This window comes from Enterococcus sp. JM9B (assembly GCF_009933265.1).
GTDB lineage: Bacteria > Bacillota > Bacilli > Lactobacillales > Enterococcaceae > Enterococcus_C > Enterococcus_C songbeiensis.
Genome location: NZ_MAEK01000014.1, coordinates 1 through 19421, shown reverse-complemented (window position 1 = coordinate 19421; position 19421 = coordinate 1). Strand labels below are relative to the sequence as shown.

18 protein-coding genes, 1 tRNA gene and 1 pseudogene are annotated in these 19421 nt (G+C 40.7%); 14 read left to right on the top strand and 6 right to left on the bottom strand.

Going from position 1 to position 19421, the window contains the following annotated elements; translation table 11 throughout:
- The first annotated feature begins 166 nt into the window (after window positions 1-166).
- The 5 genes from BAU16_RS04575 (at window position 167) to BAU16_RS04555 (ending at window position 5569) form a co-directional block, all read left to right on the top strand.
- Complete coding sequence (locus BAU16_RS04575) at window positions 167-2290, top strand: L,D-transpeptidase family protein (RefSeq protein WP_161526571.1); 2124 nt, start codon at window positions 167-169, stop codon at window positions 2288-2290.
- Window positions 2291-2431: 141 nt separating this feature from the next.
- Window positions 2432-2767 carry a PadR family transcriptional regulator gene (locus BAU16_RS04570; protein WP_137605924.1) on the top strand — a complete coding sequence of 112 codons (336 nt, stop codon included), beginning with the start codon at window positions 2432-2434 and terminating at the stop codon, window positions 2765-2767.
- Window positions 2745-3407 carry a DUF2812 domain-containing protein gene (locus BAU16_RS04565; protein ID WP_048604742.1) on the top strand — a complete coding sequence of 221 codons (663 nt, stop codon included), beginning with the start codon at window positions 2745-2747 and terminating at the stop codon, window positions 3405-3407. The genes BAU16_RS04570 and BAU16_RS04565 overlap by 23 nt, the downstream gene beginning before the upstream one ends.
- A gap of 16 nt (window positions 3408-3423) precedes the next feature.
- Entirely contained in the window at window positions 3424-4323 is a 900-nt protein-coding gene (locus tag BAU16_RS04560) for an ABC transporter ATP-binding protein (protein ID WP_137605922.1), read from the top strand.
- Complete coding sequence (locus BAU16_RS04555) at window positions 4316-5569, top strand: ABC transporter permease (protein WP_048604744.1); 1254 nt, start codon at window positions 4316-4318, stop codon at window positions 5567-5569. Before BAU16_RS04560 ends, BAU16_RS04555 begins: the two co-directional genes overlap by 8 nt.
- 64 nt (window positions 5570-5633) lie before the next feature.
- Here BAU16_RS04555 and BAU16_RS04550 read toward each other — a convergent pair.
- Together BAU16_RS04550 and gloA are read right to left on the bottom strand one after the other, a co-directional pair.
- Window positions 5634-6337 (bottom strand): annotated as a pseudogene (locus BAU16_RS04550) (gamma-glutamyl-gamma-aminobutyrate hydrolase family protein).
- A 23-nt stretch (window positions 6338-6360) separates the two neighbouring features.
- Window positions 6361-6735, bottom strand: a complete 375-nt coding sequence (gene gloA / locus BAU16_RS04545; RefSeq protein WP_048604746.1) for a lactoylglutathione lyase — start codon at window positions 6733-6735, stop codon at window positions 6361-6363.
- A gap of 165 nt (window positions 6736-6900) precedes the next feature.
- Between gloA and BAU16_RS04540 the strand changes: the two genes are divergently transcribed.
- A complete protein-coding gene (locus BAU16_RS04540) occupies window positions 6901-7344 on the top strand; it encodes an NUDIX hydrolase (protein ID WP_048604747.1) in 444 nt (147 codons plus the stop codon).
- A gap of 61 nt (window positions 7345-7405) precedes the next feature.
- Here the strand turns inward: BAU16_RS04540 and yidA are convergent, their stop codons facing one another.
- The 3 genes from yidA to BAU16_RS04525 form a co-directional block, all read right to left on the bottom strand.
- Window positions 7406-8221, bottom strand: a complete 816-nt coding sequence (gene yidA / locus BAU16_RS04535) for a sugar-phosphatase (RefSeq protein ID WP_048604748.1) — start codon at window positions 8219-8221, stop codon at window positions 7406-7408.
- Window positions 8222-8230: 9 nt separating this feature from the next.
- Window positions 8231-9601 carry an HD domain-containing protein gene (locus tag BAU16_RS04530; protein ID WP_048604749.1) on the bottom strand — a complete coding sequence of 457 codons (1371 nt, stop codon included), beginning with the start codon at window positions 9599-9601 and terminating at the stop codon, window positions 8231-8233.
- A 172-nt stretch (window positions 9602-9773) separates the two neighbouring features.
- A complete protein-coding gene (locus BAU16_RS04525; RefSeq protein ID WP_161526570.1) occupies window positions 9774-10589 on the bottom strand; it encodes a lipoate--protein ligase family protein in 816 nt (271 codons plus the stop codon).
- Between the two features lie 150 nt (window positions 10590-10739).
- On the opposite strand from BAU16_RS04525, the gene BAU16_RS04520 reads away from it, so the two are divergent.
- On the top strand, window positions 10740-11171 hold the full coding sequence (locus tag BAU16_RS04520; protein WP_048604751.1) for a DUF1934 domain-containing protein: 432 nt from the start codon (window positions 10740-10742) through the stop codon (window positions 11169-11171).
- Window positions 11172-11246: 75 nt separating this feature from the next.
- On the top strand, window positions 11247-11852 hold the full coding sequence (gene rpoE, locus BAU16_RS04515) for a DNA-directed RNA polymerase subunit delta (RefSeq protein WP_048604752.1): 606 nt from the start codon (window positions 11247-11249) through the stop codon (window positions 11850-11852).
- Window positions 11853-12078: 226 nt separating this feature from the next.
- Here rpoE and BAU16_RS04510 read toward each other — a convergent pair.
- Window positions 12079-12150, bottom strand: a tRNA-Arg gene (locus BAU16_RS04510).
- A gap of 54 nt (window positions 12151-12204) precedes the next feature.
- Here BAU16_RS04510 and rpoN point away from each other — a divergent pair.
- The 6 genes from rpoN (at window position 12205) to eno (ending at window position 19367) form a co-directional block, all read left to right on the top strand.
- The gene (gene rpoN, locus BAU16_RS04505) at window positions 12205-13524 is read left to right on the top strand and encodes an RNA polymerase factor sigma-54 (RefSeq protein WP_137605918.1); all 1320 of its coding nucleotides are present in this window, start codon (window positions 12205-12207) and stop codon (window positions 13522-13524) included.
- A 219-nt stretch (window positions 13525-13743) separates the two neighbouring features.
- Entirely contained in the window at window positions 13744-14781 is a 1038-nt protein-coding gene (locus BAU16_RS04500) for a sugar-binding transcriptional regulator (protein ID WP_048604754.1), read from the top strand.
- A gap of 41 nt (window positions 14782-14822) precedes the next feature.
- Window positions 14823-15824: a type I glyceraldehyde-3-phosphate dehydrogenase gene (gap, locus tag BAU16_RS04495; RefSeq protein WP_048604755.1), complete on the top strand. Its 1002-nt coding sequence runs from the start codon at window positions 14823-14825 to the stop codon at window positions 15822-15824.
- Window positions 15825-15938: 114 nt separating this feature from the next.
- Window positions 15939-17129 carry a phosphoglycerate kinase gene (locus BAU16_RS04490; RefSeq protein ID WP_137605917.1) on the top strand — a complete coding sequence of 397 codons (1191 nt, stop codon included), beginning with the start codon at window positions 15939-15941 and terminating at the stop codon, window positions 17127-17129.
- 66 nt (window positions 17130-17195) lie between these two features.
- Entirely contained in the window at window positions 17196-17951 is a 756-nt protein-coding gene (gene tpiA / locus BAU16_RS04485) for a triose-phosphate isomerase (RefSeq protein ID WP_137605916.1), read from the top strand.
- A 117-nt stretch (window positions 17952-18068) separates the two neighbouring features.
- Window positions 18069-19367 (top strand): phosphopyruvate hydratase, encoded by a 1299-nt coding sequence (eno, locus tag BAU16_RS04480; protein ID WP_048604758.1) that lies wholly within the window; start codon window positions 18069-18071, stop codon window positions 19365-19367.
- Window positions 19368-19421: the final 54 nt, after the last annotated feature.

The window sequence follows — 19421 nt, the reverse complement described above, 5'->3', positions numbered from 1 at the left end:
CACTAAATATTATAGAACCAAAATAAAACCATCAAGAGATCTTGTAAAGGATCTTTTGATGGTTATTTTTTTATTTTTTCGTTGTCATTGAATCAGTTCCTGTTTGTTGAAATGAAAAACCACATGTTATAATTAAGTGTGGGAAAATGAAAAAGGGGTGATTCAAATGAAAAAGAAATTTTTTGTGTTTTTTTGTGGAATATTATTTTTGAGTAGTGGGTTACAAGTTGTGGGCTCTGCAGAAACCATTGAGTCTTTAACGACAACAGATACTTCAATTGTTTCTGAGACAACCAGCAGTCAAGTCAATTCAACTAGTTCTTCTTTAACTTCCGAAACTTCAGAGGAATCCAGTTCAACCAGTTCAAGTGAGGTGCAGGAATCAACAATAAAACCGGCTATAACAGAAACAGCACCGGCTGAAGTTGCTGAAATCACAATCACTTCACAGAAAAATGACCGGCAGTATTTGCAACCCGTTCAATCAAAGGTTACAGTTTACACTGCCCAGGCTACGATTTTGTCGCCAACAACCAGTGTCTTACCAACAGGACAGCTAATCAAAACAACAATGATTGCGCAAACGACTGAAGGGGATTTTGTCGCTGTTTCTAACCAAAAGAATCAAGCAATCGGTTGGGTCAAGAAAGCAGATGTTCGTTTTTTATCAGGAACATATGAAACGGTTAATCGTTATGTATCATTAACGAAAAAAGGCTATTCCCGATGGCAAGATCCGAGTTTTTCAAAAGAATTAGGCAAAAGTGATTCGTATTATCAACGGACTTTACGCGTGGGAGAAGTTTTCCACCACACAAATGGGGCCAACTACCTAGCACTTTATCTGAACAACGGAACGTTTGTCGGGTATCTAAACGCCAATGGTACGACTGCAAGTAGTGGACAACAGGGAATTTTTTATAAAGAAAATCAATATGCAACAATCACCAGTAAAAATTATACCCTGTGGAATGATTTTGGCTGGCAGAAAAAACGTGGAATCAGTTCGACCTATTTTGGAAAGACCGTGAAAATAAAAGGGCGTTACCAACACTATAACGGGGCACGTTACTATTCTCTTTATGACATGAAGGGAAAATGGCTGGGATATATAAATGCCGCCGGAGTAAAGGCAACAACACAAGCACAGGGCACCTATCAAAGTTATGGAAAATATGTGACCATTACTAATAAAAATTATACGATTTGGGGCAACTTTAATTGGAAAGTGAAACGCAACAAAACCGCTAATTTTGCGGGACAAACACTTTTGGCAAAAGGAAAGTACGGTCATTCAAACGGATCAGTCTATTATTCTTTGTATAACAACAAAGGAAAATGGGTCGGGTACTTGAATGCCAAAGCAGCCACAGTCGCAAATAATGGCGGCGGAATTTGGCAAAAGGAAACACGAAAGGTTCGAGTCGCCAAAAAGAATTATACCCTGTGGCAAAATTTCTCATGGCAAAAACGCAACAACACGACCAGTTATTACAATCAAATTTTACAAGTCAAAGGCAAGTACCGCCACTTTAATGGAGCAACCTATTATTCGCTCTACACTACTGCTGGGAAATGGGTTGGCTACGGCAATTCTGGTGCCTTTACGACACCGAATGTCATTTATTCACAAAAGACCATTAATCGTTTTGTAAAAATTTCAAATGGCAGCGGAAACTTTCTCGCTAATCCTGATCCTTACAGTCGTTTGCTAGGGAAAAAGGCAACTTACAAAGGATATATGGCCCGGGCAATCAAAGAAGCCAAAACCAACAATGGTACCTATCTTTATTTGGTTTTACCGGGAGGAAATTTAGGCTGGATCAAATCCAATCAAACCTACAGTGTCCAAAATAATTTTTGGTTGCATACGACAGGCGGCCGGTACCCATCTTTGAAGGTAAATAATTTGAATATCCAAGTTTCTGTCAGCAAGCAGCGGGTCTACATCCGTTCCGGTTCTAAAACAATTTATACAATGTTGTGTTCTACCGGGCTTTGGAATAATCCAACACCTTATGGAAATTTCCGGATTCAACAGGAAAAAGGAAGTTCTTTCTGGTTTGGCGGTTCTGGCGGTGCCTATTACCGTTCCTACCATCAACATGGGGTGTATTTGTTCCATACGGTTCCGATTGCCTATCCAGGAACAACGGCTGCTTTTAATCCCATTGAGGGCGCAAAATTAGGGCAGCGAGCTTCTCACGGATGTATTCGACTATCGGTGCCTGATGCAAAATGGTTTTACTACAACATTCCGTACAATACACCTGTCAAAATTTATAAATAAAAAAGTATCTTCTATACAAGCTGAAGCGTGGATTTTCCCTGCTTCAACTTGTATTTTTTTATTGACAAAAAAAGAGACAGCGCTTACTATATCATTATGTGATATATCGTTTGATGATATAGTTTGTGAGGAGGAGTAGCAATGGAGGAGTCATTAACAGATTCGACGTATTTGATTTTGTTGGCATTGCTTAAACCGCAACATGGCTATGCAATCATGAAGGAAATCAGCGGATTGACAAATGGAGCATTTGAAATTGGTCCAGCAAGCATGTATACGATTTTGAAAAAACTGCAAAAAAATCAATTGATTCTGTTGGAAGAAAGTTCAGACCGTAAAAAAATTTATCAAATCACTGAAAAGGGAATAAAAAGCCTGAAACATGAAGTTGAACGACGGCGGTTGTTTTACGAAGCCGGTGTGGGACTGCTGGCAAAGATCGAAGGGGAACCAAATGAAAAGAAAGTACAGCATTAGTTTAAATGTGGGATTTTATCCCGAAAAAGAAATGCTACGGCTGCAAGAAAAAAAGCGGCAGGGTTGGCAATTTTTGAAGATGAATCGTCTGGGTATTTTAAGTTTTCAAGCTTGTGAGCCGGCAGAAAAATTATTTGCCGTTGATTTTTTTACGGGAAAACCAGCGGAAGTAGCAGAGTACTTGGAATTTTATGAAGCAAGTGGGTGGAAAGCAATCAGTAGTTATCGTCACAAATATTTTTATTTTATGGCTGATCCGGGAACACCTTTGATTTTTTCAGATCAAAAAAGTTATCAGGAACGCATTTTTGCAGAGTGGCGCTGGTTATTGCGGCAGTCCTTTTGGGTAGCACTGATAGGAACGCTCCTGTTGCTTGGCAGTTTGATTGGAAAAAATCTGTTTGACTGGGGATGGGGAGAATACCTGATGATTATTGGTGGTGTTCTACTACTTTATCCATTCAGTTATGGCGTTGCCATGTTATTTATGCAGATACAGTATCGCAACCGTGCGGCATTTTTTCACCAACCGGAGCGTCTGGCAAAGCGCCAACGTTTGGGCAGAGATATGCTAGTTTTAATGGGAATTGGTGGTGTAATCGGCGGGATTATCGGCTTTGCCGTGGGAAATTTTTATTGATTGGGAGGAAAGAAAGATGTTAGAAGTGAAACATTTAGTCAAAACTTTTGGCGAATACACAGCGGTAGATGATTTGTCCTTTTCAATCCAAGATGGGCAAATTATGGGACTGATTGGTCAAAATGGTGCCGGAAAAACAACCACGTTTCGACTGATTTTAGATTTTTTAAAAGCAGATCGGGGCGAGGTTCTATGGAATGGACAGCCTTTAAGTGCAAAAGAATACAATATTATTGGCTATCTTCCAGAAGAACGAGGACTTTATCCAAAAGTTTCCATTCAGGAACAGTTGATTTATTTTGCCCGGTTACGAGGGAAAACCAAACAGGAAATCGAACCAAAAATTGATGAATGGATGGAAAAATTCCAGGTGAAAGGAAAAAAAACCGATAAGGTCAAATCCTTGTCAAAAGGAAATCAGCAAAAGGTGCAATTGATTGCAACGCTGATCCACGAACCAAAATTAGTGATTTTAGATGAACCTTTCAGTGGACTTGACCCGGTCAATGCCGAGTTATTGAAAAACGGTATTATTGAACTGAAGGAAAAGGGTTCCTGCGTCATCTTTTCTAGCCATAATATGGACAATGTGGAAAAAATTTGTGACCATCTTATTATGTTAAAGGATGGCAGAACCGTTCTTAATGGCAAAGTACATGAAATTCGAGAATCCTTTGGGCGAACAAAAGTCTTTTTGGAGTCAGGCTTAACACTGGAGGACGTTCAACAAGTCGAAGGGGTCTATGAAGCGAAAACACGGGAAGACGGCAGTTTGGAAATTACATTGACTGATCCAGATGCCGGGAAAGAAATCTTTGTTCGAGCAACACAAAATGGATACATTCCAATGTTTAATCAACAACCACCAACACTGGAAGAAATCTTCAAATGGAAAGCAGGTGCCGATCATGAATAAATTTTGGATCATTGCATCAGATGTCTACAAGAAAAATGTTAAATCGATTTCCTTTCTAATCATGATCTTGATTCCCTTTATTGCCATCGGTGTGATCTACTTGGCGGGATTATTTGCCGGACAGGCAGAAGATATCAAGACGATTGGTGTGTATTCTGACGAACCGCAAGTCGCAGAAGCCTTTGCGCAAAGCAAGACGGAGGATTATCAGTTTAAAGCATTCGATTCAGAGGAAAAAGCCCAATCACAATTGAAATCAGAAAAAGTAGATGCCTATCTGGTTTTGGCTGTGGAAGAAGACGAAGTGAAGGGGACTTTATTCAGTGAATCTTCTTTAGGTCAGTCGACAGAAATGATTATTCAGCAAACCTTATCCAACTTGCAAAGCTCTGCTCGGGCACAAGCCTTGGGGTTATCATCAGAACAAGTGGCGAGTTTGGCGCAGCCGGCTGTCTTTGAGAAACAAAAAGTAAGTTTCGACAGTGACGGTAAAATGGAAACCGGTGAGGACAATAGCTTTGCTCAATACATCGTCAGCTATGTAGGAACAATCGTGTTGTTTGTTTTTATCATTACTTATGCGCAGATTATCGCGCAAGAAATTGCTTCAGAAAAAGGGACACGAATTATGGAAGTAATCTTGTCCAGTACAAAAGCTCAAACTCATTTTTACGGTAAATTGACTGGTGTACTGCTTGTCGCTATCACACAAATTGCGTTGTATGGATTGATCGGTGGTATCAGTTATTCCCGAATCAAGAATATGGCGATCGTTAAACAATATTTAGACAATTTCTCATTGGGGGATTTATTCGGACCGTTTCTTTTCTTCACCATTTTGTTCGTTCTGCTGGGTATCTTGATTTATGCGGTGTTGGCAGCTTTATGCGGCTCATTGGTCAATAAAGCAGAAGATACAGCAAAAGCGATTTTGCCTGTAACCTATCTTTCTTTGGCAGGCTACATGTTAGGCTTGATTTTGGGAGCAGCTGATCCGAATAATATCGTAATTCGGGTTTCTTCGTATATTCCCTTCTTGTCTTCTTACACTATGCCGATTCGTTTAGCAAATGATACCGTAACAACTGGTGGGGCAGTGATTTCTGTTTTGATTTTAGCAGCAACAACACTGGTAATGATGCTGGCTTCTGCAAGAATGTATAAATCAAATGTGCTGATCTACAATGAGAACGGCGTGTGGTCTGCCTTGAAGCAATCCTTCTCCTTAATGAAAAACGAACGCTAAAGATCCATCTGAGAATCAAACCAAGCAAAAATGTCTAGCCCCGTAATTTGGAGGCTAGACATTTTTAGTAGTCGCTGACGAAAAATTCAATTATTTTTTGCTCACTGGCAATCGTGGTTCGAGTAAGTTCGGGATGCCATTGCAGTCCCATGATTTTTTGATGCTTACTTTCAATGCCCTCCACGACGCCATCTGGTGCAGTTGCAATGATACGAAATTCATCCGCAAGATGATCGATCATTTGATGATGGAAAGAATTGACTTGATAGTCTGTGCCAACGATTTTTGCCAGTTGACTTGTTGCTTCAATACGAACTGGATGTGTCGGAATATGAAACGGAGTAGGTGCTTGAACATGTTTGATCGTTCCTTCTTTTAAAGAAAGATCCTGATAAAGGGTTCCGCCAAAAGCAACGTTCAATACCTGCATGCCGCGACAAATACCTAGAATCGGTTTTTTTGGTTAACGGCTTCTTGAATCAATGCCAGTTCAAATCGATCTCTTAACGGATAAACAGCGCCTAGTTTTTGATGAGGCAACTGATGGTAAAACACAGGAGCTACGTCATGACCTCCGGCTAATAAAAGTTTATCAATTCTCGCCACGTACTCTGCGGCATCTTGCGGATTACCAACCGGCAAGATGAAGGGCAGACCGCCAGCCTGCTGGATACCTTCGACAAAACTTCGAGGTGTATAGGCAATCCAGTGGGCATCAGGCTCCGTTAGCTGCTGATCGCTACCGGCAATTCCAATAATTGGTTTCATAGGATAATTCTCCAATCGAGTGCTTATTTTTCCCGAATCACTTCAATTTTGTAGCCATCGGGATCAACGATGAAGTAATAAGAAGGAGCGGTACCGGGTAGACCTTTTAAATCAGTAACGTTGTAACTTTTTTCTTTTTGTTCTTGATGCAGTTTTTCTAAATCGCTGACAGCAATCGCAATATGTCCATAACCATCACCTAAATCATATGCAGCGTGGTCATAGTTGTAGGTTAATTCCAATTCATAGGGATCGTTTGGCAATGACAGGTAAACCAGCGTAAATTTATTTTCTGGGAAATCTCGGCGACGGGTTTCTTCAAAACCAAATGCTTGTTGATAGAAATCCAACGAAGCCTCCAAATTTTTTACTCGAACACATGTATGTGCCATTTTCATAGTCATCATCCTTTCTTTTCTGCATTTATCTTATCATAGACCCTGTGTATTCGTAAGGGTTACGCTTTTTTTGAAAAAAAGACCCTGTTGTGAATATTCTGACGAAATACTTGTGGATTTCTATTGGATTGAGTAAAATAAAGCATACACAATGTGGAGGCAATGATGAAGCAACCAATTTTTGGAAAAAAAGAAAAGGATAAACCCTATAAAGCGCGCTTTGGGGCATATGTTGTAATTGAAAACGAGAATGAGCTGGTTTTGGTGCAAGCACCAAATGGCGCATTTTTCTTGCCTGGTGGAGAAATTGAAGCCGGGGAATCACACGAGATGGCAATTAATCGGGAGATGTTGGAGGAATTGGGCTTCACCGTAACGATTGGTTCCTATCTAGGAGAAGCCATCGAATATTTTTATTCTAGTCACCGAGATACGTATTATCATCATCCGGGTTATTTTTATGCAGTCACGTCTTGGGAAAAGGTAGCTGAACCCACAGAAACGACGAATAACATTTCATGGCATAGTATCGATGATGCGATGTTGCTGTTAAAACGGGGGAGTCATCGGTGGGCTGTTCAGCAATGGTTGAAACAAAAAAACAGGTGAGTTGCATTTTTCAAAAGAAAAATGGGCTCGCCCGTTTTTTTTGTTTCTAGAGAAGGTTGGTTTAGCGAAGCACAAATTTCTTGATTGCTTCGGCAACACCGTTTTCGTCGTTGGTACCGATGGTAATATAATCAGCGGCTTCCTTAATCATGGGAATCGCATTTTTCATTGCTACACCGGTTCCGGCGTATTCGATCATTGTTAAATCATTTTCATTGTCACCAATTGCCATGATTTCTTCAGATTGCAAATTTAAATGAGCCGCTAAGCTAGCTAATGCCGCACCTTTGCTGGCTTTTTTGTTCAACACCTCTAAATAAAAGGGGGCGCTTTTCACAACGGTATATTGTTGGCGGAAGCTGTCAGGAAGTTTAGCAATCGCAGCATCCAAAATTTCCGGTTCATCAATCATCATCATTTTTATCATTTCGATGTTTTGATTCATTTCTTCCTGCGTGCGGTATTTTACCGGCATGTTGACTAAAAAGGATTCGTAAATCGTATAAGGACTTAAATCACGATTGGCAGTGTAGATGGCATCTTTACCGGAAACATGAAGATGAACACCGACTTTTCGCGCCATCATCTCGATTTCCAAATAATCTTCATAAGTCAATTCATAGGCAGAGATTACTTGCTCGGATTGAACCGCTTGTACTAGAGAGCCGTTGTAGGTGATGACGTAATCTTCTTTACCGGTAAGTCCCAAGGCTTCTAACTCCGGCTCCACGCCTGGCAAAGGTCTGCCAGTACATAAAACGATTTTTATTCCTTGACGATGCGCTTCCTGCAAAGTTTCTGTAACTTGTTGTGTTAATTCGCGGTTGCTTGTGACCAGGGTACCATCAATGTCGATGGCAACTAATTTGATTGACATAAAATCCTCCTAAAGGGTTGTTTCCACCAAAGCGCCATTATGAATATGACGGGCAAATTCTTGGTAGGTATCACTAAACAAATCATAGTTATCTTGCGAGATGGGGTCAACCATTTCTTTTGGAAAATAGAAGCGTTGATCCACTTGTTCTTGTCCTGCCAAGGCAGCCACTAATTGACTGATTTTGGAAAGCTCCACCAATGTTCCGTCTTTTTGCTGCAGTTCGATTTGCGTGCGGTGTTTTCCTAATTCCGGACGATAGAAATCGTAAGGCAAATCATAGCTGGAATTGATTGCGGTATAATATTTCGGATTGAAACCGACTCGTTCGACCAGCTGTTGCAATTTTTCAATTAAGGGCAGTTGACTATCGCCAGAAAACAGGGCAGATTTTAATGGTTTTCGGTTCAACCAACGTTTAGCTAAATCACTTAAAACAGGATCGCTTTCTTCGCTCCACTGAATAAAATAGGTGGACAGCACACCGTCATCTAATTTTAAATAATCTTCCAGAGAGAAGCACTGTTTTAAAAAGGGCAGCAGCAGTTGTGAATGCAATTCAAAAATTTCTGGGGATTCCTGATACAGCTCATGGGCGCGATTCAGCAGGTGCTCCAATAACACTTCCATACTTCGGGAAACTGAGTGAAAGTAGACTTGTACATACATTTGGTAGCGACTGACGATGTAATCTTCCACAGCATGCATTCCGTTCATTGCAAACGCGATGCCGCCTTCATAAGGACGAATTACCCGCAAAATCCGGGTCAAGTCAAAGGTACCATACTCAGTTCCGGTAAAATAAGCATCCCGCAACAAATAATCCATCCGGTCCGCATCGATTTGGCTGGAAATCATTTGAACCACTTGAGGATTGGGATAGGTTTTGGTGATGACGCTGGCAACCTTTTCCGGGAAACCTGCTTCGACACGGTTTAAGATTTGATAGACTTCTGTTTCTGGTGACGTGATAATTTCAACTGTGATTGCTTCATGATTGGTTTGAAAAATATGTTCAAAGGTATGAGAAAAAGCACCGTGACCGACATCGTGAAGCAATGCCGCACACAAAGTGACCAATCGCTCCCGATCATCCCAACCACCGGTGCCAATTTTTTCCTGAGAAAAATTTCGCTGAAAAATGTCACAAATGCGCCGGGAAATCTCGTAGACTCCTAATGAATGGGAGAAACGGCTGTGTTCGGCACTGTGAAAGGTATAAGAAGTCGTTCCTAACTGTTTGATTCGCCGCAAGCGTTGGACTTCCTTTGAATTGATTAAATCTAAAATCACTTGATGTTGCACATGGATATAATTATGGACCGGGTCACGAAAAACTTTTTCGATCGGCAGATGTTGGTATTTATAAGGTATCGTCATGGGTTCGCTCCTTGTTTGTACTAATGTACGCCATTTGCTGTTAAGAAAATGGCGTTAGTTTCTCACGCTCTATCTCCATTCCACTCGAGTACTTGGGAAAAGTGGAATTAGCTTTAATCAATAAAATTTTTTGAGAAAAGTTCTGTCATAGGTTGAGGTATGTCACTACAATTTATGCGTTGTTCAATGTCGCTTTAATCACTTCATTTCGTTGGATCGTTCGAGTGATTTTATCAGCGTAATCCTCTGTCAAATTTGATTCTTTGACCCATTTTTGAGAATCATAGGCGGAAGCAGTGATTTGCAGTGCAGATAAAAAACGCTGTTTCAATTCTTCAACAGTAGTTGGTTTTCCTAAACAGGCAGCAACTGTCGTCATGCTGGTTGGTCGAACGGGGGGATAGCCATTTTCACCAAAAGAAGTCGGCAAGCTTGCCAAGTAAAACGCCCGAACGAGTTCCCCCCGCTGGATTTGATCTCCATTGACACTCAGATACATCATGATCGCAATGCCGTCTTTGATTCTACGTTGGGCTGTACCGGCGATTTTTTGTCCATTTACACTAAAATCATAGGTACCGGGACAATAAGAATCGCTGATTTCACGTGCTTCAATCGTTAGTTCTGGCAAGGCTTGCTGAATCAACGCAAACATTTCTTCATAAGCCGCCTCGGTGGTCCATTTTTTTTCATGATTGAAAAGGATCAATGAAATATTTAAAATGCCATCATCCGCAACGACACCGAGACCGCCGGAATTGCGTACGACGGGTGGATATCCTTGTTGTTGCAGTGTGGCAAGACCAGCGGCTAAATTTTCTACACGGGTATCCTTCATACCAAGAATCATAGTATGTTCCAATTGCCAAAAATGAAAATAAGATTGGCGGGTACGACTGGCGCTGTCAATCAAAAGGTCGGTCAGGGCAAAAGGCAGGTAGGCTTGGTCATGAGGATACGGTGCTTGATCGATCAAAATCGGCTTCATAAAAAAACTCCTTCACTTTATCTTCCCTATTATATACGAAAAATGGAAAAAAGTAGTAATCAACCTGTCCCTTAGACGCAACGTTTGACAAACGAGTAAAAACTGTGAACAATAACTATAAATGGATAAAATGTAAAAGGAGCCAAAAAAATGGATGTAACAAATGGTTTGCCGATTTCGATTAAGTTAGCAACGAAGGTTCGGCAAAAAGGCGAAGTGCAGGATTTTCTTTTTGATCTGCAAGGACAAATGGTGAGAATGGGAGACACCCTTTATATTCGGTACAAAGAAGTACAAGACAACGAGGAAGTACCGGTGACAATCAAAATAATGCCGGATGGGGCCGTTCAATTAACACGAGCTGGAGAAATGCGGATGCGGTTGAAATTCGTTTATCGGGAAAAAATGGAAACCAGCTATAAAACGCCTTATGGGATGATGTTTTTCAGCACCTTCACAAAGGATCTGCACGTCAGTTTGAAGGATCGGCCAACTGCGGGAACCGTTTTTGTTGCCTATGATCTTTTCATGGCAGATGAAAAAATTGGGGAATATCAAATTTCTTTGGATTTTACTGCATGATTTTTAAAGAAAAAATTGCATTTTCGACAACATTTTTGTATGATTAAGCGTAGACTGTGAAAGGACGTGTCCTAATTGGAAATTAATGTTTTTGAAGGTGTCAATAAAGACGAATTGTCTATGATTGAAGTTGCTCACGCAATTTTAGAACAACGTGGCGATGTCATGGAATTTTCAGATTTGGTCAATCAAATCCAAACCTATCTGGGAAAATCAGATAGTGTTATTCGTGATTCATTGGCACAATTTTATACTGATTTAAATATTGATGGCAGTTTTATTTCTCTAGGAGACAATCGCTGGGGCTTACGTTCATGGTACGCGATCGATTCTATCGATGAAGAAGTCAATCATGGTATCGATGAAGAAGACGAAGATACTCCCCGCAAACGCAAACGGAAAAAAGTCAATGCGTTTATCAGTGGTGATGACGATGCCATCGACTACAATGATGATGATCCAGAAGATACTGATTTAGTAGATGATGAAGATGATAAAGAATTGTACGATGACGACGATGACGAAGATGAAGAAATCGCGGCATACAATTCTGATTTGCAAGAAATCGGCGCAGACGAAGATACGGATGACGAAGAAGAAGTGCCAGGCAACATCGAAGAAGATTTGACGATCATTGATGATGACGACGAAGATGATTTTGATGATGAGGAAGAAGAGTAGCGAGAGCTATTCTTTTTTTCATGGTGCTGAAGAAAACGGATAAGTATGAAAGCGACCCCTGGGATAGCAGTAAGACTATTGCAGGGTGTTTTTTTGACTGAATTTGTTTATAATGAAGAAAGCAACTAACTGTCAAGCAGGACAAAATTGGATGAATTAAGTAATTGTCAAAAAAAAGACACTCTTCAATTGAAAAGTGTCTGCCAGTTCATCCAGATAAATGGTACGCGTCCTGAGGGAATCGAACCCCCGTCTCAAGAACCGGAATCTTACGTGATATCCACTACACTAAGGACGCATCGAACGAATATTAGTTTATCGAATTTTAAGAGAAATTACAAGGGGAAAATCAATGAAATTTGAACAAAGTTTTTCACAACAGCAAAAACAGACACAAAAACTGGCGATGACCCAGAGATTACAGCAGTCTATTCAGGTTTTGCAGTTTTCTATTGATGAGTTGACCGAGTTTGTCGAGGCCGAAGCCTTGGAAAATCCATTGATTGAAATTTCTCAACCGAATTATACAATGAACTATTCCAAGCCACGATCCTCAACGGGAAAAGAGATGGAATACCTCAGTCAAATTCCAGATACGACGATTTCTTTATTTGAATATTTACTGGATCAAGTGCATCTCAATTATCGTGATACCTATTTGCGAACATTGGTCCTTTTTTTAATCGAGCATATTGATTTAAATGGTTATTTGAAACTTTCGTTGGAAGAAGCGCAAGAAAAAACCGGAGCAACGAGTATTCAAATGCTGGATGCGTTGACTTTGATTCAACAGCTTGATCCTGCGGGCGTTGGTGCCAGAGATTTGCGGGAATGCTTGATGTTGCAGATTGAACGGGACGATTATGCGCCGGAACTGGCGTATATTATGCTGGAAGAATCTTTTGAAGAATTGGTTCATCGGAAATGGGAGCTGATCGCCAAGCATTTTGCCATCACGTTGCAAGAAGTCCAACAAGTTTTTGATTATATTCAAACTTTGACTCCCACACCGGGGGCGGCGTTTGGATCGACAGAAGGCTTGTACATCATTCCAGATCTATCAGTGAAGATAAAAGATGGACAGCTTCGCTTGACTTCGAATCGTCAAGGAATGCCGGAAGTCAAATTCCAACAGCATTATTTTGATCAGATGGCTAAAAATAAAGAACCGGAAGTTCTCAAGTATTTAAAAGAAAAGCAACAGGATTTTGAATGGCTGCAAAAAACCATTCACCAACGAGGTGACACGATTTTACGTGTGGGGGAAGCCATCATCCGTCATCAACAGGATTTTTTCTTTGATGAAAAACGTCCCATCAAACCGCTGATTTTAAAAGAGGTTGCTGAAGAGCTTGCGATTCATGAATCAACCGTCAGTCGGGCCGTTAACGGAAAATATCTCGAAACGGAATTTGGTGTGTTTGAATTAAAAACCTTTTTTAGTCAGAAAGCAACTAATCAATCAGAAACCGGGGAAGATTTATCCACCGCAACGGTAAAACAACGCTTAAAGACCTTGGTAGAAGAGGAAGACAAACGCAAGCCCTTATCTGATCAAAAATTAGTTGAACTGCTGGAAAAAGAAGCAATCGCCATCTCGCGGCGTACGGTTGCCAAGTATCGTGATGCCCTTGGAATCCCTAGTTCATCAAAAAGGAAAAGATTTGATTGATTTTTTTCAGAAAATGATTTACGATACACCACGGAGTAAAAATTGCGCTGTGGTGTTTTTGTTTTCAGAAAGCGAGAAGTTTTTCAGTTGCGTAATACCCGGTAAAGTGATACTATTACCTGTGTGAGATTGATTTTAACAAATGTTCAATTTTTTTTACATTGGACGGGTCGGTTTAAGTCTATGACGGACAAAAAAAGTCCCACGGAGGAGTTTCTCATGCTTGATGAATTAAAAATGATTGAAGCAGTTGCTCCAGACATCTTATCGGTGTTGCAGGAACGATTCAAAATTCTGCGCAATATCTATTGGATGCAACCGATTGGCCGACGAAATTTGGCGGAAAGTCTGGAATTGACCGAGCGAGTCTTACGAACCGAGACGGATCTGTTAAAAAAACTCCAATTAATCGATTCATCCAAAAGTGGAATGACCTTAACGAAAAAAGGCGAAGAAGTTTATGCTTCGCTGAATAAAGTGATGGATCAACTGTTTGGGATGCACCAACTGGAAAAACGGTTGGCAGATTATTTTGGCAATGAGCGCTGTCTGATTGCTTCAGGTGACAGTGACCAGCAAAATAAAGTGGTGACGAAATTTGGCGATTTGCTGAATGAATCGTTAGAACTGCTGCTTCCAGAAGGCAGAAATATTATTGCTGTAATGGGCGGTACCACGATGGCGACGGTCGCAGAAAGTTTGACGAACCTTGAAAGCAAGCAACGGCACAATTTATTTGTTCCTGCTCGCGGTGGAATTGGTGAAGCAGTTACCGTGCAGGCCAACTCAGTAAGTGCTGTGATGGCGATGCAGACAAACGGGGATCACCGCGCACTATACGTTCCTGAACAATTAAGTTCAGCAACCTATGATTCTTTGTTGCAAGAACCCTTGATCATTGAAGTCTTAAACTTGATAAGCAAGGCGAATTGTGTTATTCATAGTATTGGACGGGCGTTGCACATGGCGGCGCGTCGAAAGATGACTGAGAGCGAGATTTTGATGCTCAAACAAAATAACGCAGTGGGAGAATCATTCGGCTACTTTTTCGATGAATCGGGAAAAATCGTTTATAAGGTTCCTCGAATCGGATTGCAGTTGAAGGATTTACAGCATATTCCCATTATTTTGGCAGTCGCTGGCGGAAAGAGTAAAGCCAAAGCGATTCATGCCTATATGAAAAATGCACCAAAACAAACGTGGCTCATCACAGATGAAGCTGCTGCTAATGAGATTTTAAAAGGGGCAACCCTTTAAAAATAAAAATTTTTTTGATTTTCATAAGGAGGAAATCTTAAATGACAGTTAAAGTAGGTATTAATGGATTCGGACGTATCGGACGCTTAGCATTCCGTCGTATCCAAGATGTAGATGGAATCGAAGTTGTAGCAATCAATGATTTAACAGATGCTAACATGTTGGCTCACTTGTTAAAATATGATACAACACAAGGACGTTTCAACGGTACTGTTGAAGTTCACGAAGGTTCATTTAACGTTAACGGCAACGAAGTTAAGGTTTTAGCTAACCGCAACCCTGAAGAATTACCATGGGGCGAACTAGGTGTTGACATCGTTCTTGAATGTACTGGATTCTTCACTTCAAAAGAAAAAGCTGAATTACACTTAAAAGCTGGCGCAAAACGTGTCGTTATCTCTGCTCCTGGTGGAAATGACGTTCCAACAATCGTTTATAACGTGAACCATGAAACATTAACTGGTAAAGAAACTGTTATCTCAGGTGCTTCATGTACTACTAACTGTTTAGCTCCTATGGCTAAAACTTTGAACGACAAATTTGGTATCGTTGAAGGCTTGATGACAACAATCCATGCTTACACAGGTGACCAAATGACTCTTGATGGACCTCATCCTAAAGGCGATTTCCGTCGTGCCCGTGCAGCTGCAGCCAACATCGTACCTAACACAACTGGTGCTGCTAAAGCTATCGGCTTAGTAATCCCTGACTTGAACGGTAAATTAGACGGAGCAGCTCAACGTGTTCCTGTTGCAACTGGTTCATTAACTGAATTAGTTACTGTTCTTGAAAAAGACGTAACAGCAGACGAAGTAAATGCAGCAATGAAAGAAGCTTCAAACGAATCATACGGCTACAATACAGATGCAATTGTTTCATCTGATATCGTTGGCATGACTTACGGTTCATTGTTTGACGAAACACAAACAAAAGTTCTTTCAGTCGGCGGCAAACAACTTGTTAAGACTGTTGCTTGGTATGACAACGAAATGTCTTACACAGCACAATTAGTACGTACCTTAGAATACTTCGCAAAATTATAAGATTCACGTACAACTGTAGAACCAAACATTGCACGATGAAAGCGGGGAAGCGACGCGCTTCTCCGCTTTTTTTATGAAAATTTGAGTAATCTACTTTTTGGGAGGAAAACATCCATGGCGAAAAAAACAGTTCAAGATATCGATTTAAAAGATAAAAAAGTCCTTGTCCGTGTTGACTTCAATGTTCCTTTGAAAGATGGCGTGATCGGTGATGATACTCGTATCAAAGCTGCACTGCCAACAATCAACTATGTTCTTGAACAAGGCGGAAAAGCAATTCTGTTTTCACACTTAGGCCGTGTAAAAACTGAAGAAGACAAAGCAGGTAAATCTTTGGCTCCTGTGGCAAAACGTTTAGGCGAATTGCTAGGCAAAGAAGTAACCTTCGTTCCTGAAACTCGTGGTGCAAAATTGGAAGCAGCAATTGCTGATATGAAAGACGGCGATGTTGTTGTCTTTGAAAATACCCGTTTTGAAGATGTTGATGGCAAAAAAGAAAGCAAAAACGATGCAGATTTAGGAAAATACTGGGCTTCTTTAGGCGATGTATTTGTTAATGATGCGTTCGGAACAGCTCACCGTGCCCATGCATCAAACGTAGGGATTGCTTCAACCGGTATCCCAACAGTTGCCGGTTTCTTGATGGAAAAAGAAATTAAATTCATCGGTGAAGCAGTTGAAAATCCAAAACGTCCAATGATCGCAATTCTTGGCGGAGCAAAAGTTTCTGACAAAATCGGCGTAATCGAAAACTTGATTCCTAAAGCAGATAAGATTCTTATCGGTGGTGGAATGACCTATACATTCTACGCAGCAAAAGGTATCAAAATCGGTAAATCATTGGTTGAATCAGATAAAATCGAATTAGCTAAAAGCTTGATTGAAAAAGCTGGCGACAAACTTGTTTTACCAATTGACAACGTTTGTGCAACAGAATTTTCAAATGATGTCCCAACAGAAGTAATTGAAGGGGATATCGCTGATGACGTGATGGCTTTAGACATCGGTCCAGCTTCTGTGAAATTATTTGCGGACACATTAAAAGACGCTAAAACAGTTGTTTGGAACGGACCTATGGGTGTGTTCGAAATGTCTAACTTTGCAAACGGCACGATTGGTGTTTGTGAAGCCATCGCTAACCTTGAAGGCGCAACGACCATCATTGGCGGCGGCGACTCAGCAGCAGCAGCAGAACAACTTGGTTTTGCGGATAAATTTACCCACATCTCAACAGGTGGCGGAGCAAGCTTAGAATTACTTGAAGGTAAAGTATTACCTGGACTTGCAGCAATTAACGATAAATAAAACGATTCTATTTAGGTAGCCTGATTACAGGCTGCCTAATGGTGTGTAAAAAAAGGAGTGCAAATTATGCGTAAACCAATCATTGCCGGTAACTGGAAAATGAACAAAACTGCAGCAGAAGCAAAAGAATTTGCAGAAGCAGTCAAAACAAAAATTCCTGGAAATGACAAAGTGGATTCCGTTATTGGTGCACCTGCTTTATTCCTACAAGAATTAGCAGAAGCAGCTAAAGGAACTGAATTACAAATCTCAGCACAAAACTGTTTCTGGGAAAATGCTGGTGCTTACACTGGTGAAACTTCACCTGCTGCGTTGGCAGATCTTGGCATCCAATATGTGATTATCGGTCACTCTGAACGTCGGGAATATTTCCACGAAACAGATGAAGACATCAACAAAAAAGCAAAAGCAATTTTTGCAAATGGTATGTTGCCAATTCTTTGTTGTGGCGAAACATTAGAAACGTATGAAGCAGGCAAAACTGCAGAATGGATTGAAGCACAAATCACTGGCGGTTTGGCAGATCTTTCTGCTGAACAAGTTGCCAGCATGGTGATCGCTTATGAACCAATCTGGGCAATCGGTACTGGCAAATCTGCTGATGCAACAATTGCAGACACAATCTGTGGCGTTGTTCGCCAAACAGTTGAAAAACTTTATGGCAAGGAAGTTGCTGACAAAGTACGTATCCAATACGGCGGCTCAGTAAAACCTGAAAATATTGCTGAATATATGGCAAAAGAAAATGTCGACGGTGCATTAGTCGGCGGAGCAAGCTTGCAACCAGATTCATTCCTAGCTTTATTAGATGCTGTAAAATAATCTGAGTACTTGCTAAGATAAAAGGGTTTCTATTTGCAGAAACAACGAAAGTTAACTAAAATTGTTCGTAAGGGTGAATCCCTTTAGATAAAACAAACCCAAAGGAGAGAAACAAACATGTCAATTATTACTGATGTTTACGCACGCGAAGTCCTTGATTCCCGTGGTAACCCAACAATCGAAGTAGAAGTTTATACTGAATCAGGTGCTTTTGGTCGCGGAATGGTTCCTTCTGGAGCTTCAACTGGTGAATACGAAGCAGTTGAATTGCGTGACGGCGACAAAGCTCGTTATGGCGGAAAAGGTGTAACGAAAGCTGTCGAAAACGTAAACAACATCATCGCAGAAGCTGTTATCGGCTACGATGTTCGTGACCAAATGGCTATCGACAAAGCAATGATCGCTTTAGACGGCACTCCTAACAAAGGTAAATTAGGCGCAAATGCTATTCTTGGCGTTTCTATTGCGGTTGCTCGCGCTGCTGCAGACTATTTAGAAATTCCTTTGTATCATTATTTAGGCGGATTCAATACAAAAGTATTACCAACTCCAATGATGAACATCATCAACGGTGGTTCACATGCTGACAACTCTATCGACTTCCAAGAATTCATGATTATGCCTGTTGGCGCACCAACATTCAAAGAAGCTTTGCGTATGGGTGCAGAAGTATTCCACGCTTTAGCTGCAATCTTGAAATCTAAAGGTCTAGCTACTTCAGTTGGTGACGAAGGTGGTTTCGCTCCTAACTTAGGTTCAAACGAAGAAGGTTTCGAAGTAATCATCGAAGCTATCGAAAAAGCTGGCTATGTACCTGGTAAAGACGTTGTTCTTGCTATGGATGCTGCTTCTTCAGAATTCTACGACAAAGAAAAAGGTGTTTACGTTTTAGCTGATTCAGGCGAAGGCGAAAAAACAACGGAAGAAATGATCCAACTTTACAAAGATTTAGTTGCTAAATACCCAATCATCTCAATCGAAGACGGATTAGACGAAAACGACTGGGAAGGTACAAAGAAATTAACCGAAGCTTTAGGCGACAAAGTTCAATTAGTTGGTGACGATTTATTCGTTACAAACACTGAAAAATTAGCTAAAGCAATCGACATGGGCGTTGCAAACTCAATTCTGATCAAAGTAAACCAAATCGGTACTTTAACAGAAACTTTCAACGCTATCGAAATGGCGAAAGAAGCTGGCTATACTGCTGTTGTTTCTCACCGTTCTGGTGAAACAGAAGATTCAACCATCTCTGATATCGCTGTTGCAACAAATGCTGGACAAATCAAAACTGGTTCTCTTTCACGTACTGACCGTATTGCAAAATACAATCAATTACTACGTATCGAAGACCAACTTGGTGAAGTTGCAGAATACAAAGGTTTGAAATCTTTCTACAACTTGAAAAATAAATAAGCCATTACGCTTGTTTACTTGATTGAAAAAGCCTGGTTCTATAATATTTAGTGT